Annotated in this window: 10 protein-coding genes; 8 read left to right on the top strand and 2 right to left on the bottom strand. The window is 64.6% G+C overall.

Annotated features, from left to right (window positions below):
* Positions 1-150 precede the first annotated feature (150 nt).
* From QX071_RS06225 to QX071_RS06200, 6 genes are all read left to right on the top strand, one after another.
* Positions 151-462, top strand: coding sequence for a hypothetical protein (locus QX071_RS06225; RefSeq protein WP_315701763.1), 312 nt, complete (start codon positions 151-153; stop codon positions 460-462).
* A gap of 227 nt (positions 463-689) precedes the next feature.
* Positions 690-1421 carry an outer membrane protein gene (locus QX071_RS06220; RefSeq protein WP_315701764.1) on the top strand — a complete coding sequence of 244 codons (732 nt, stop codon included), beginning with the start codon at positions 690-692 and terminating at the stop codon, positions 1419-1421.
* A 274-nt stretch (positions 1422-1695) separates the two neighbouring features.
* On the top strand, positions 1696-3834 hold the full coding sequence (locus QX071_RS06215; protein ID WP_315701765.1) for a HAMP domain-containing methyl-accepting chemotaxis protein: 2139 nt from the start codon (positions 1696-1698) through the stop codon (positions 3832-3834).
* 134 nt (positions 3835-3968) lie between these two features.
* On the top strand, positions 3969-5030 hold the full coding sequence (locus QX071_RS06210) for an MBL fold metallo-hydrolase (protein ID WP_315701766.1): 1062 nt from the start codon (positions 3969-3971) through the stop codon (positions 5028-5030).
* A 258-nt stretch (positions 5031-5288) separates the two neighbouring features.
* On the top strand, positions 5289-6518 hold the full coding sequence (gene hemA / locus QX071_RS06205; RefSeq protein WP_315701767.1) for a 5-aminolevulinate synthase: 1230 nt from the start codon (positions 5289-5291) through the stop codon (positions 6516-6518).
* A 300-nt stretch (positions 6519-6818) separates the two neighbouring features.
* Positions 6819-10337 (top strand): PAS domain-containing hybrid sensor histidine kinase/response regulator, encoded by a 3519-nt coding sequence (locus tag QX071_RS06200; RefSeq protein ID WP_315701768.1) that lies wholly within the window; start codon positions 6819-6821, stop codon positions 10335-10337.
* Between the two features lie 198 nt (positions 10338-10535).
* On the opposite strand, the gene QX071_RS06195 is transcribed toward QX071_RS06200, so the two are convergent.
* On the bottom strand, positions 10536-11462 hold the full coding sequence (locus QX071_RS06195; protein ID WP_315701769.1) for a LysR family transcriptional regulator: 927 nt from the start codon (positions 11460-11462) through the stop codon (positions 10536-10538).
* A 91-nt stretch (positions 11463-11553) separates the two neighbouring features.
* Here QX071_RS06195 and QX071_RS06190 point away from each other — a divergent pair, with 91 nt between their 5' ends.
* Entirely contained in the window at positions 11554-12522 is a 969-nt protein-coding gene (locus QX071_RS06190; protein ID WP_315701770.1) for a carbon-nitrogen hydrolase family protein, read from the top strand.
* 136 nt (positions 12523-12658) lie between these two features.
* On the opposite strand, the gene QX071_RS06185 is transcribed toward QX071_RS06190, so the two are convergent.
* Positions 12659-13333 (bottom strand): response regulator transcription factor, encoded by a 675-nt coding sequence (locus tag QX071_RS06185; RefSeq protein WP_315701771.1) that lies wholly within the window; start codon positions 13331-13333, stop codon positions 12659-12661.
* A 393-nt stretch (positions 13334-13726) separates the two neighbouring features.
* On the opposite strand from QX071_RS06185, the gene QX071_RS06180 reads away from it, so the two are divergent.
* The gene (locus tag QX071_RS06180) at positions 13727-15352 is read left to right on the top strand and encodes an MFS transporter (RefSeq protein WP_315701772.1); all 1626 of its coding nucleotides are present in this window, start codon (positions 13727-13729) and stop codon (positions 15350-15352) included.
* Positions 15353-15357 lie beyond the last annotated feature (5 nt).

The raw sequence follows: 15357 nt of genomic DNA, 5'->3' as shown, positions 1-15357 counted from the left end.
TTGTCGCGAGGGAAAACCGGTTTCCACTTTTCCGGATCATGCTCTAGAACTGCGGGTGCCCACTGCGAGCCGCAGGCGCAGGACATGATCTGGCGCAAAGCCGATTGGCGCCATCCCGCCAACATTCGCTCGATCTGAATGAGGTACCTGATGTCAAAACCGGTTCCGGACAAGGCTGAGGTCGCGCTCGAATATCCCGACAAATTCTACGTCGGCACCTTCGAGCACTCCTCCCGCTTCGAGGCTCGTCTCGAACCGAGCGGGCTCGCGCTGACATTGGAACATCCGGGATCGGAGGAAGTCCGCAAGTCGATCCACCTCCATCTGAACTATGGCCTGCTCGCCGCGATCCTGCGCGAGATCGCCGCCGACATCGGAACGATTCCCAAGGACGATGTCTTGCATCGCGACCAGCTGGCCGAGGCCGTCGCAGCTCTTCACGCAGCGCTTAACGCACCTTAATTCCGATGTCTCAAACCGACACGGCGCGAGCCGACCTTAACGCCCGCTTCAGCCTTCCTTAAGCTTCCGCTAACCACGAGAAAACGTTCGCACGCCAACAGGTTGGGTTAAGGACCCCTGTGTTTCGCGAGTGACAGCATTTTATTCAAAAGCGATCTATCTCCTGACGCATCGATGACGCCGCACTTGGTGTCCGACTTGACGTTTGTATGCGTTGGAGATGAACGATGAAGAAGTTTCTGCTCGTGACTGTGGCGCTCGCGGTCCTGGCCGGCGCGCAGTCCGCTCGCGCTGCCGATCTCGGAGCGCGCTCCTATCCTTATGCGACCAAGGCTCCGGCCTATGTCGCGCCGATCTATAACTGGACCGGCTTCTATCTCGGCGCGCATCTCGGCGGCGCCTTCTCCAGCGACAGCAATTTCTCCGGCCTTGCCACCGGCAACAATTCGAACGGCCGCTTCCTCGGTGGTCTGCAGGTCGGTGCCGACTGGCAGTTCGCCCCGAACTGGGTGATCGGTGCCGAGGGTCAGTACAGCTGGGTCGGCGGCAACGTGGGCGCCGTGTTCCCCGGCGGCTACACCTATAAGAACAGCCAGCGCGGGCTCGGCTCGATCACCGGCCGCTTCGGTTACACCTGGGGTCCGGGCCTCGTCTACGTGAAGGGCGGCTACGCCTATTCCGACAACAACGAGAGCGTGACGCTGGGCGGGATTCCGGTCGGGTTCGGCACCACCGGCGACCATCGCAACGGCTACACGGTCGGCGCGGGCCTCGAATACATGTTCGCCCCGAGCTGGTCGGCCAAGGTCGAGTACGACTACTACAATTTCGGCAGCGCGAGCTTCACCGCGCCGCCGGCACTGGTGCCGACCGGCAGCTTCACCACCGACGATCACACCTTCAAGGCCGGCGTGAACTATCGCTTCAACTGGGGCGCTCCGGTGGCCGCGCGCTACTGAGCCGCATCCAACGACCTACATACGTCAAAGGGGGCCGGCAGCGATGCCGGCCCCTTCCTTTTGCGCACCCGCTCGTCGCCGCATGTCGCTTCGACGGCGTCGCGCTCCGCGCAGCACGACCAAGCGTTGCCGTTCCGTTAAATCCCGCTGGATGAAATGCGCAGGCGCCTAAAATTTCTGCATCGATCCAGTGTTTTCCCGGATTTGTTAACTCGCGACCGCGATACTGCGCCCAAAATTCGGCTCCAAGTCGTTGTGTGTCGGGGGAAACAGAATGGCGGTTCGGTTCAGCATCGGCAGGGCGTTCGCCTTGTTGCGTCCGCGATGGGGCGTCAAGGGCAGCCTGTTCGCCGCCTTTGCCGTGATTGCCGGCATGGCCATCCTCATCAGCGCCGGAGCCGGCGTGATGCTGCGCTATATCGGCGGCACCATGGTCGACCTGTCGGGCCGCGACATTCCGCGCCTCACCGCAAGCCTGCAGCTGCTCGCGCAGAGCCAGAGCCTTGCGAGCCTCGGCCCCGCCCTCCTGGGATCACAGACTCACGAGGCCCTCGATGAGCGGCTGAAGAAGATGCAGGAGATCCAGAAGATCACCGAGCAGCGGCTGAAGGAGATCGCAACGCTCGGCGCCGACAAGAGTGTCGTCGCTCCACTTGCCGAAACGATCAAGAACATCAGCGAGGCTAACCAGAGCCTGGTCTCGGCCGCGCGCGAGCGGCTGGAGGTGACGGCAACTCACAACAAGCAATACGACGCGCTGCGCCGGGCCCAGGCCGATTTCACCGCGGCCGCAAGCGCGCCCATGCTGGACGCGCAGACCGAGCTGAACGCCGTGCTCAGCGCCGCCGAGATCTCCGTCGACGACGCGACCGCCGCCGCGCGGTTCGTCGAACAGCTCGGCAATGTTATCGCCAGCGGCAACCTGATTGCCGCGCACATGGCCGCCGCGCTCTCCGCCAACGATGCCGATACGCTGGAGACGACCGAGAAGGCCTTCAAGGAAGCGCTGGCGCAGCTGAAATCCAACCTCGAACTGCTGCCGAACAATCGCGCGACCGCCGCGTTGCGCGAGGCGGCGGCGAAGCTCGCTGCGCTCGGCGAAGGCAAGACGCGCGTGTTCAAGCTGCGCGAAAAGGAACTCGACGCGTTCGATTACGGCCAGACCGTGCTGGAGGAGACGCGCAAGCTCAATATCGGGCTGGAGATCAGCGTGCAGCAGCTGGTCGAGGGTGTCCGCACCACGACCGAGACCGCGACCACGCGCGCGGGCAAGGACATTGAGCTCGCGACCCTGATCATGATCGGGGCCGGCACCGCAACGCTGATCGGCTCGGTTCTGTTCGTCTGGCTCTATGTCGGCGGCAACATCCTGCGCCGGATCAGCCGCCTGCAACGGGCGATGCAGCGGCTTTCGAGCGGCGACCTCGACGCCGAGATCCGGCATGGCGGCCAGAAGGACGAGATCGGTGCGATGGCGGCGACGCTCGCGGTGTTCCGCGAGGGCATGATCAACGCCCGTACGCTTGCGGCCGAGCAGGATCAGGATCGCCTGGTCAAAGCCGAGCGGGCCACGCGCATGGAAGCGCGGATCGCCGAATTCGAAGCGACGGTGCGCGATGCGCTGGCCAACCTGCAGGCCTCGGCGAACGCGATGCAGACGACGGCGCAGAGCATGTCCGACAGTGCCGAGCAATCGAATTCGCTGGTCGGCGCGGTGGCCGCGGCGGCGGAGCAGACCTCGGCGAATGTGCAGACCGTCTCGGCCGGCACCGAGGAGCTGTCATCCTCGATCGCGGAGATCAGCCGACAGGTCGTGACCTCGGCAGGGATCGCCAAGAAGGCGGTGGAGGAGGCCGGCGCGACCGACGCCACCATGCAGGGCCTGGCGGACAATGCGAGCCGCATCAGCGTGGTGGTCGACCTGATCCAGGTGATCGCCTCGCAGACCAACCTGCTGGCGCTCAATGCCACCATCGAGGCCGCGCGCGCCGGCGAAGCCGGCCGCGGCTTCGCCGTGGTGGCGCAGGAGGTCAAGAGCCTCGCGAGCCAGACCGCCAAGGCGACCGACGAGATCCGCAGCCAGATCGCCGGCATGCAGCAGGTCGCATCGTCGGCGGTCACGGCGATCCGCAACATCGGCGAGACCATCGCCGAGATCAACGACGTGACCACGACGATCGCCGCCGCAGTCGAGCAGCAGGGCGCCGCCACGCGCGAGATCGCCCGCAACATCCAGCAAGCGGCCGGCGGCACCAGCGAAGTCTCCGGCAACATCACCGGCGTCTCCAGCGCGGCCGCCCAGGCCGGCAACGCGGCGGCAGATGTCTTGAGCGCGTCTGACGCCCTGCGACATGAAGCGGACAGCCTGCGCGCCGAGATTGACGCGTTCCTGACCAATATCCGGGCGGCGTAGGGGAGTCGTCATTCCGGGATGGCGCGAAGCGCCAGACCCCGAATGTCCGTGCGATTGGCAGCCTTGCGCCGAGCCGCTACCCGCCCGCATTTTTTCGGCTGGCGCTCGTCCGCGGCGGCGTTTAAGCCGATGGCATGCATTCGAAGACACACCCCGTTCACTCCTCCGCCGAGGCATTGCGATACCCTTGGGAAAGCCATCCCGGGGAGGATCAGGTCGTCGAGGTCGCGCCCGGCGTGCTCTGGCTGCGGCTGAAGCTGCCGTTCCGCCTCAACCATGTGAACATCTATTTGCTCGCAGACGGCGACGGCTGGACCGCCATCGATTCCGGCTTCGGCAATGAGGAGTCGATTGCGGCCTGGACCAGGCTGCTCGAAGGACCGCTGCAGCATGTGAAGCTCAAGCGGCTGATCGTGACCCATTCGCATCCCGATCACGTCGGCCTCGCGGGATGGATCGTCGAGCGTTTCAACTGCTCGCTTCTGATGTCGCAGGTCGAGTATCTGCAGTCGGTCTATCACCAGAACCGCGGCAGCGAGGAGCGGCTGGGCGCGCAGCGCCAGTTCTTCCGCCGCCACGGCATGGACGAAACGCTGACCGACAAGCTGCTCGGCCGCGGCCAGGATTATCTGAAGCGGGTCTCGGTGCTGCCGCCCTCCTATCGGCGCATCTCCCACGGCGACGAGATCCAGATCGGCAGCCGCCGCTTCAAGGTGATCACCGGCGGCGGCCATGCGCTCGACCAGGTGATGCTGTATTGTGCCTCCGACAAGCTGTTCCTTTCGGCCGATCAGGTCCTGAGCAAGATCTCGCCCAACGTCAGCGTCTGGGCGGTCGAGCCCGACCAGAACTCGCTCGGCGAATATCTGGCCTCGCTGGCGAGCCTCACCACCACCCTGCCCTACGACGCGCTGGTGCTGCCCGGCCATGGCGTGCCGTTCTACGGCCTGAAGACGCGGATCAAGCAGCTCGCCGATCATCACGAGGAGCGCTGCCGCATGATCGCGGAAGCCTGCCTCGATGAGCCGAAGACCTCGGCGCAGCTGGTGCCGGTCGTGTTCCACAAGCACGTGCTCGATCCGCACCAGATGGGCTTTGCCGCGGGCGAGCTGATCGCACATGTCAACTACATGCTGGTCGAAGGCCGCCTCACGGCGGCGGAAGTGGGCGGCGTGCTCCAGTATCGGACGACCTGAGGCCGCGGCAAATCCGCCGGCCCGAACCGGCTGCGATCCCGCCGCAGCGTCGCCGCAATGCGAGCGCGGTTCAGTCGCGATCGTCGGCGCTTGATGGTTGAGCCCCGAGGGCTGGCGCTTGGACAAATCGCCCAACGCCGGGCTCGGGATTCTAACTCGACAGCCGAGCTGGAAACGCTCTAATAAGATCGTCAGACTTCGCTGCCGCGAGGCTCCGTTTTCGGTGCTGCACTGCAGCGCGCCACGTTAGGTTTCGTGATGAACTATAGCCAGTATTTCAGTGCCGCCCTCGGTCGTCTGCATGAGGAGCGCCGTTACCGTGTATTTGCGGATCTGGAACGCATCGCCGGCCGGTTCCCGCACGCGATCTGGCATTCGCCAAACGGCCCGCGCAACGTCGTGATCTGGTGCTCCAACGACTATCTCGGCATGGGCCAGCATCCGAAGGTGGTCGGCGCCATGGTCGAGACCGCGACCCGCGTCGGCACCGGCGCCGGCGGCACCCGCAACATCGCCGGTACGCACCACCCGCTGGTGCAGCTCGAGGCGGAGCTCGCCGACCTCCACGGCAAGGAAGCGGCGCTGCTGTTCACCTCCGGCTACGTCTCCAACCAGACCGGCATTTCCACGCTGGCCAAGCTGATCCCGAACTGCCTGATCCTGTCGGACGCGCTGAACCATAATTCGATGATCGAGGGCGTGCGCCAGTCCGGCTGCGAGCGCCAGATCTGGCGCCATAACGACCTCGCCCATCTCGAGGAGCTCTTGATCGCCGCCGGGCCCGACCGGCCCAAGCTGATCGCCTGCGAGAGCCTGTATTCGATGGACGGCGACGTCGCCCCGCTCGCGGCGATCTGCGATCTCGCCGAACGCTATGGCGCGATGACCTATGTCGACGAGGTCCATGCCGTCGGCATGTATGGCCCGCGCGGCGGCGGCATCGCCGAGCGCGACGGCGTCATGCATCGCATCGACGTCCTCGAAGGCACGCTCGCCAAGGCGTTCGGCTGCCTCGGCGGCTACATCGCGGGGAAAGGCGAGATCATCGACGCGGTGCGCTCCTATGCGCCCGGCTTCATCTTCACCACCTCGCTGCCGCCGCCGATCTGCTCGGCCGCGACCGCCGCGATCAAGCATCTGAAGAGTTCGAGCTGGGAGCGCGAGCGCCACCAGGACCGCGCCGCACGGGTCAAGGCGATCCTTTCGGCCGCGGGCCTGCCGGTGATGTCGAGCGACACTCATATCGTGCCGCTGTTCGTCGGCAATCCCGAGAAGTGCAAGCAGGCCTGCGACCTGCTGCTGGAAGAGCACGGCATCTACATCCAGCCGATCAACTATCCGACCGTGGCCAAGGGCACCGAGCGGCTGCGCATCACGCCGTCGCCCTATCACGACGACGGCCTGATCGACCGCCTCGCCGAGTCGCTCGTGCAGGTCTGGGAGCGGCTCGGCCTGCCGCTGAACAAGAAGGCGCTGGCGGCGGAGTAGACCTTTTCGGGTAGCGGCATCCGGTTTGCCGACCCTCTTTTCGCCATTCCGGGGCGCGCGGAACGCGCGAGCCCGGAATCCACCTATCCTCATCCCTCGCCGTGAAAATGGATTCCTGGGCTCGCCCTATGGGCGCCCCGGAATGACGAACCTATGCCGCACGCCCGCCATCGCTAACGATGAGCGAAGTTCTGCGATCGCGCAGCAAGATCACTGTCGCCTCCCCTCCCGCAACGCGCTAGATTTCCCGAATAACGGGACAAGCCCGAAGCCGAGGAGACGTCGGGAGACACGCAAGCGATGTTGCATGACTGGGCAGTGATCGCAGCCGCCTTCGGCTATATCGGCTTCCTGTTCCTGGTCGCGAGCCGCGGCAATCGGGCTGGCAACCGGCGGCCTTCGGACGGGCGTGGCCGTTTCTCGCGGCTGATCTACCCGCTGTCGCTGGCGATCTACTGCACCTCCTGGACCTTCTTCGGCTCGGTCGGCTTCGCCACCCGCACCAATGTCGACTTCCTCGCGATCTATGTCGGGCCGATCCTGCTGATCGGCTTCGGCACGCCGCTGCTCCGCCGCGTCATCCATCTGGCAAAGTCGCAGAACATCACCTCGGTCGCCGACTTGATCGGCGCCCGCTACGGCAAGAGCCAGGCGGTGGCGGCGACGGTGGCGCTGATCGCGATCATCGGCTCGGTGCCGTACATCGCGCTTCAATTAAAGGCGGTCGCCTCCTCGCTCGAAACCATCCTCAGCGAGGATCAGGCGTTCTCGCGCATGCCGCTGGTCGGCGACATGGCGCTGCTGGTGACGCTAGCGATGGCGACCTTCGCCGTGCTGTTCGGCACCCGCCAGACCGACGCCACCGAGCATCAGCACGGCCTGATGCTCGCCGTCGCCACGGAATCGATCGTGAAGCTGGTCGCCTTCCTCGCCGCCGGCGTCTTCGTCACCTTCATCATGTTCTCGCCGCACGAACTGATCGAGCGTGCGATGCGATCGCCGGAGGCCGAGCGCACCATCGAATACATTCCCGGCATCGGCAATTTCCTGACCATGACGCTGCTGTCGTTCTGCGCCGCGATGCTGCTGCCGCGCCAGTTCCATGTCAGCGTGGTCGAGAATGCCGACGACGCCGAGGTGACGCGGGCGCGCTGGCTGTTTCCGCTCTATCTCATTGCCATCAACCTGTTCGTGGTCCCGATCGCGCTTGCCGGGCTCATCACCTTCCCGTTCGGCGCCGTCGACAGCGACATGTTCGTGCTGGCGCTGCCGATCGAGGCGAACGCGACCGTGCTCTCGATCATCGTCTTCGTCGGCGGCCTGTCAGCCGCGACCGCCATGGTGATCGTCGAATGCGTCGCGCTCTCGATCATGGTCTGCAACGACATCGTGGTGCCCCTGGTGCTGCAGCGCCAGCAGGACACCCGTGAAACGCGCGGTTTCGCCGGCTTCCTGCTCGGCACAAGGCGGATCGCGATCTTCGCGATCATGGTGATGGCCTATCTGTATTATCGCGCGCTCGGCAACACCCAGCTTGCCGCGATCGGCCTGTTGTCCTTTGCCGCGATCGCGCAGCTTGCGCCGGCGTTCTTCGGCGGGCTCTTCTGGCGTCGCGCCACGGCGCGCGGCGCGATGGGCGGCATGATCATCGGCTTCGCGGTCTGGCTCTACACCCTGTTCATTCCGAGCTTCCTCGACACATCGACGGCCGGAATCCTGTTCCTGCAGCATGGCCCGTTCGGCATCGATGCGCTGCGGCCGCAAGCCCTGCTCGGCACCGAGTTGCCGCCGCTCCTGCATGGAGTGCTCTGGAGCCTGTCGCTCAATTTCCTGACCTATGTGCTGCTGTCGCTGGCGCGCCAGCCGTCATCGATCGAGCTGGTGCAGGCCGATCTGTTCGTTCCGGCCGAACTTACGCCGATCGCGCCGAGCTTCCGGCGCTGGCGGTCCACCGTCACCGTGCAGGACATCCAGAGCACGGTGGCGCAATATCTCGGGCCCGACCGCGCCCGCGACTCCTTCGCAGCCTTCGCGGCGAACCACCACACGACGCTCGATCCGGCGGCCCCTGCCGACTTCGAATTGCTGCGCCATGCGGAGCGCCTGATCGCCTCCTCGATCGGCGCGGCGTCCTCGCGCCTGGTGATGTCGCTGCTGCTGCGCAAGCGGACCGTCTCCGCCAAGACCGCGCTGAAGCTGCTCGACGATTCCCATGCCGCGCTGCATTTCAACCGCGAGATCCTGCAGACCGCGCTCAACCATGTGCGGCAGGGCATCGCCGTGTTCGACGTCGATCTGCAGCTGATCTGCTCCAATCGGCAATTCGTGGAGCTGCTCGGCCTGCCGCCGCATCTGGTGCAGATCGGCAGCCCATTGAAGGAAATCCTCGAATTCATAGGCTCGATCGGTGCCCCAACTTACGAGGACGGAGAAGCGCTGCTGGCGCGCCGGCTGGCCGCCTACACGGCCGAGGGCGAGCCCCATCTGGAGCGCCTGGCCGATCGCCACATGGTGATCGAGGTGCGCAGCAATCGGATGCCCGACGGCGGCCTCGTCATCACCTTCACCGACGTCACGCCGTCCTTCGAAGCGGCCGAAGCGCTGGAGCGCGCCAACGCCACCTTGGAGAAGCGGGTGCGCGACAGAACCGAAGAGCTGACCCGGCTCAACTCGGAACTGGCGCTGGCCAAGAGCGCCGCCGAAGATGCCAACATCTCCAAGACGCGCTTTCTCGCCGCCGCCAGCCACGACATTCTGCAGCCGCTGAACGCCGCGCGGCTCTATGTCACCAGCCTGGTCGAGCGGCAGAGGCTCGGCGAGGACTCGCGTCTGGTCGAGAACATCGATGAATCGCTGGAGGCGATCGAAGAGATCCTCGGCGCGCTCCTGGACATCTCCCGCCTCGATGCCGGCGCCATGACGCCCGCGATCTCGAGTTTCAAGATGGCGGACCTGATGCGCTCGCTCGAGATCGAGTTCGCGCCGGCCGCACGCGCCAAGGGGCTGGAGCTGATCTTCGTGCCGTGCTCGCTGCCGGTCGAATCCGACCGCCTGTTGTTGCGGCGCCTGTTGCAGAATTTCATTTCGAACGCGATCAAATACACCCCGCACGGCCGCGTGCTGGTCGGCTGCCGCCGCCGCGGCCGGTCGCTGCAGATCGGCGTCTACGACACGGGCGTTGGCATTCCGCTGCAGAAGCGCGGCGAGATCTTCAAGGAGTTTCACCGCCTCGAACAGGGCGCCCGGATCGCGCGCGGCCTCGGGCTTGGACTGTCGATCGTCGAGCGCATCGCGCGCGTGCTCAATCACGGCATTGCGCTCGACTCGCAGCCGGGCGGCGGCTCGGCCTTCTCGATCACGGTCCCGATCGCCAAGGCGATCAACCACACCGCAGCGGTGACCAGCGCGACTCCCCTTGCCAAGACGACGATCTCAGGCGCTCTGATCGTCTGCATCGAAAACGACCCCGCCATTCGCGACGGCATGAAGACCTTGCTGACGGCATGGGATGCCGAGGTGATCGCGGTGCCCGACCCGGAGTCCGCGGTCGAGGCGATCGAAGCCCGGGGCGCCGCCGTGACCGGATTGTTGGTCGATTATCATCTCGATCGCGGCAACGGCATCGCGGCAATCCGCGATATCCGCCGTCGCTTCGGCGAAACCCTCCCGGCGATCCTGATCACGGCGGATCGCAGCCCGCATGTCCGCGCCGCCGCGCGCGAGGAGAACATCGCCGTGCTCAACAAGCCGGTGAAGCCGGCGTCGCTGCGCGCGCTGCTCGGCCAGTGGCGCATCCAGCAGATGGTCGCGGCGGAGTAGTGGACGCGGTGCGGTGGCGAGCTTCGCGTTTCGGAGTTGCGGCACACGCGCTTTTCCTCATGACAGATTTTCTGATCCCGTCGGCATCGGTCGGCAAGCAACATTGACCGGGACGGAAGACGAGCGAGCCCGCTTTCCGGCAAGTCGATTGTCACGGACTTCGCCAAGTGCCAGCCCTCGACCCTCACTCAAATCGACTCATCTCGGTCGTGACAGCTTCACCTTTCGCCGTGTTAATTGGCTGCTCGCTTCCGATCTCATGCTGCGCTTGACCAGCTTCAGAAATGCCAAGGGTACAGGCCCGAGCTCCTCGGGACTCCTCGTCACGGCATGAAGTGTACGGCGCATGTTCGGACGCAGTTTGAGCGTAACGAAACCCTGCCGATCCGCCGGCAACGCCAGTTCGGGCATGATGGTGAGCCCCAGCCCCTCGCTCACCATGCTGGCCAGTGTTGCATTGTCGCGCACAAGGCAGACGATGTCGGGATTGCTCGAGGCGGTCGCCAAGAGCTCCTGGACGAGCGTTTCGCACCCGCCTCCAGACAACAACATGCGTTGCCCGTCCAGATCTCGCAGGGCGACCGAGGTTCTTGCGGCGAGGGCATGCCCTTGAGGAACCAGCACGACGTAGTCGTCCTGGAAGACAGGCGATGCGGCCAGCGCCGCGTGCGTGCGGCTGGTGAAGCCAATGTCAACGATCCCCGTTTGGACCCATGCGGTGACTTCCGGGTCGGTCCCTTCATAGAGCGTCACCGAAACATCGGGATGGGCGGCACGGAGCTGACGGAGCCAGCCCGGCAACAGGCGTATCGCAGCACTCTGGACCACGCCGATGCGCAAGCTGCCACTCAATGTGGCCGCGCGGCGGACGCTGCCCGCAAGGCGTTCGACCGCCGCAAGGACTGCGCGGGCCTCGGCCAGCGCAGCAACCCCGGCGCTCGTCAGCGTGACGCCATCCCGACCCCGCACAAGAAGCTGAGCACCCAACGTCCGCTCCAGTGCGGCCACCGCCTGGCTGACCGCGGACTGCGACAGGCACAGATGCTCGGCTGCGACGGTGAAATTGCCTTTCTCCGCGACACCGCAGAAGCAGCGGGTCTGGACCAGAGTGATATTAGGAAACAAGATCGTGCCCTATCGATATGATTAATTTGACTGATGCTATAGCGCCAACTAGCAGTCCCGCATAGCGAGAAGGCAGAAGATGAATTCTACGATGTCCACCGTTGACCGCGACCAGTTGACCGTCGGCCTGGCCCAGATTGCGCCAGTCTGGCTGGAACGCACGGCTACACTCCAGAAAGTGGTCGATTGTTGTGTGACGGCAGCCAAGCGGGGTTGCGGCTTCCTGGCGTTTGGCGAGGCGCTTGCGCCCGGTTATCCGTTCTGGATCGAGCACACCGATGGCGCCCGATTCGAATCGGGCCTTCAGAAAGAAATTCACGCACATTACCTCGATCAGGCCGTCCAGATTGAGGCCGGCCACCTGGAGCCCGTGACCAACGTTGCCAAGGAACTTGGCCTTGCAGTGATGCTTGGGATCATCGAGCGCCCGGCTGATCGCGGCGGCCACAGCGTCTATTGCTCACGCGTCCACATCGGCAGCGACGGGACGATCGCGTCAGTGCATCGCAAGCTGATGCCGACGTATGAGGAACGCCTGAGTTGGGCGCCTGGCGACGGCAACGGCCTGCAGGTGCATCCTGTCGGCCCATTCCATGTCGGTGGGCTCAATTGCTGGGAAAATTGGATGCCGCTCTCGCGCGCAGCACTCTATGCGCAGGGCGAAGATCTGCACGTGGCACTTTGGCCGGGCAACTTGCGCAATACCGAAGGCACCACGCGCTTTCTCGCCCGTGAAGGCAGGAGCTACGTGTTGTCCGTCTCTGGCCTGATGCGGAAGACCGACGTGCCGCATGGCAGCCCGGCAAGAGCAATGCTCGAAAGATGCCCGGATGTGCTGGCGAACGGCGGGTCGTGCGTCGCCGGGCCGGACGGCGAGTGGATCGTTGCCCCCGTGACAGACATTGAGGACTTGATCGTCGCGACACTGGATCAGCGGATGGTGCGGCGCGAACGGCAGAATTTTGATCAGGCAGGCCACTATTCGCGACCGGACGTGACGCGCCTGGTGGTCAACCGTCAACGGCAGACGATTGCGTCGTTCAGCGAGCAGGCCGGATAGCGCGTGGACGCCGGACACGCCCGCGAGGCCATGAAGGCGAGTCACGAACGACCAAGGGACGCGCACGCCATCCTGCGGCAGGAAGGCCGTCAGGTCCGTTCAGATCCTCACCGTATCCGCGTCTTGCGAGCAAGGATCACTTCCCCGTCGGCGTCTCCTGCCGCCAGGCGGAGCCTGCGATCTTGGCCGCGGCGATCACGGCCTGGGTGCGGCTTTCGACACCGAGCTTCTGCAGGATGGCCGACACGTGCGCCTTGATCGTGGCTTCGGAGACGCCGAGCTCGTAAGCGATTTGCTTGTTGAGCAGCCCCTGCGACAGCATCATGAGGACCCGGACCTGCTGCGGCGTCAACGTCACCAGGCGGTCGCGCAGTTTGCTCATCTCGGGGTCGGCGGCCGCCGACAGGTCGGTGTCGGGCGGCACCCAGACATCGCCCGCCAGCACTTTGACGATCGCATCGCGCAACGGGTCGACCCCGAACCGCTTGGGGATGAAGCCGGAGGCGCCGAAGTCCAGCGAGCGGCGGATCGTGCCGCCGTCGTCGGTGGCCGACACGATCACTACCGGAATCGCCGGATATTGCGCGCGCAGATAGATGAGGCCCGAGAAACCGGAGACGCCCGGCATCATCAGATCGAGCAGGATGAGGTCGATCTCGGAATCCCGCTCGAGAAGAGCGGTCAGATCCTCGAACGAGCCGGCCTCGTCGACGACGGCGTCGCTCACGACGCTCGCGACCGCCTGTCGCAACGCGTTGCGAAACAGCGGGTGATCATCGGCGATGACGAGATGGGTGCTGGCAGCCACCATACTTGGAAATAATCTTACAAAGCTCTCGGGGGCTGGCGATGAGCCGGTCAGGACCTGTCGCAAGCTGTCACTTGGAATACACACCCGACCGGTGGTCGCATGCAAGTAGGCAATTCCACTTGCAGTGAAAGCAGTTAATCTCCTGCTTGTGCAACGCAGCATCCGTCGCGGGGCACGCCCGCCGCGAATTGAGCACCGCGCGCCATTTCTCCCCACCTCAAGCCGGTCAGGGCCGAAAGTCGTATTGGGGCTGGTTTCACTGCAATGTTACTTAGGGCGCCAATGCCCTTCGCACGCGATCGCAATCGGTCCGGGCGAAGCGAAAGTAAGCAACACTCTGGGGAGAGAATGCCAATGTCGACAATGGTAGCCACACAAGCGAGATCGGGAGGGATGACGAGCGACGAGCGCTTTGTCATTTTAGCGTCGTCCCTCGGCACTGTCTTCGAGTGGTATGACTTTTATCTCTACGGGTCACTGGCCACGATCATCGGCGCCCAGTTCTTCAGCGCCTACCCACCGGCTACACGCGACATCTTCGCGCTGCTCGCTTTCGCCGCCGGCTTCCTGGTCCGCCCGTTCGGCGCCATCGTGTTCGGCCGCATCGGCGACATCGTCGGCCGCAAATACACCTTCCTCGTCACCATCCTCATCATGGGCCTGTCGACCTTCATCGTCGGCCTGCTACCGAATGCCGCGACGATCGGTTTTGCTGCGCCCGTGATCCTGATCGCACTGCGTCTGGCGCAGGGGCTCGCCCTCGGCGGTGAATATGGTGGAGCCGCGACCTATGTCGCCGAGCACGCGCCGCACGACAAGCGCGGCTATTACACGTCGTTCATCCAGACCACCGCGACGCTCGGTCTGTTCCTGTCGCTGCTGGTGATTCTCTTCACGCGCACGCTGACCGGTGAAGAGGCGTTCACGCAATGGGCCTGGCGCGTCCCGTTCCTGGTTTCGGTGCTGTTGCTCGGCGTCTCCGTCTGGATCCGTCTGCGCCTCAACGAGTCGCCGGTGTTCCAGAAGATGAAGGATGAGGGCAAGAGCTCGAAGGCGCCGCTGACGGAAGCCTTCGCCAACTGGAGCAATGCCAAGATCGTGCTGCTCGCTCTGATCGGCGGCACCATGGGCCAGGGCGTCGTCTGGTACACTGGCCAGTTCTACGCACTGTTCTTCCTGCAATCGATCCTGAAGGTCGATGGCTATACCGCCAACCTCCTGATCGCCTGGTCGCTCCTGCTCGGCACCGGCTTCTTCCTGGTGTTCGGCATCCTCTCCGACAAGATCGGCCGCAAGCCGATCATCATGGGCGGTTGCCTGATCGCGGCACTCACCTTCTTCCCGATCTTCAAGTTGATCACCACCAACGCCAACCCGGCGCTGGAGAAGGCGATCGAAGCGACCAAGGTGGAAGTGGTGGCGGATCCGGCCGGCTGCGGTGACCTGTTCAACCCGGTCGGCACCCGCGTCTTCACCGCGCCCTGCGACACCGCCCGCGCCTTCCTCGCCCAGTCGTCGGTCAAATACGCGACCGTTCCCGGCCCGGCGGGCTCCGGCGTGAAGGTGACGTTCAACGGCAAGGAAGTACCCTACGCCGACGCCAAGAGCGGCAACCCGGCGCTGACCGCCGCGATTGCGGAGGCCGGCTATCCGAAGGCGGGCAATCCGGCGATCGTGAAGATGGCGCATCCGTTCGACATCTTCCGTCCGCAGGTGGCCGCGATCATCGGGCTGCTCTTGATCCTCGTGATCTTCGTGACGATGGTCTACGGCCCGATCGCGGCGATGCTGGTCGAACTGTTCCCGACCAGGATCCGCTACACCTCGATGTCGTTGCCCTATCACATCGGCAACGGCTGGTTCGGCGGCCTCCTGCCCGCGACCGCGTTCGCGATCGTCGCCTCGACCGGCGATATCTATGCCGGCCTCTGGTATCCGATCGTGTTCGCACTGATCACGGCGGTGGTCGGCTTCATCTTCCTGCCGGAAACCAAGGACGTCGACATCCAGTCGACCTGACCTTC

The organism is Bradyrhizobium sp. SZCCHNS1022 (assembly GCF_032484835.1).
GTDB lineage: Bacteria > Pseudomonadota > Alphaproteobacteria > Rhizobiales > Xanthobacteraceae > Bradyrhizobium.
Note: the sequence above shows the minus strand (reverse complement) of the source record. Positions and strands in the feature narration are given on the sequence as shown.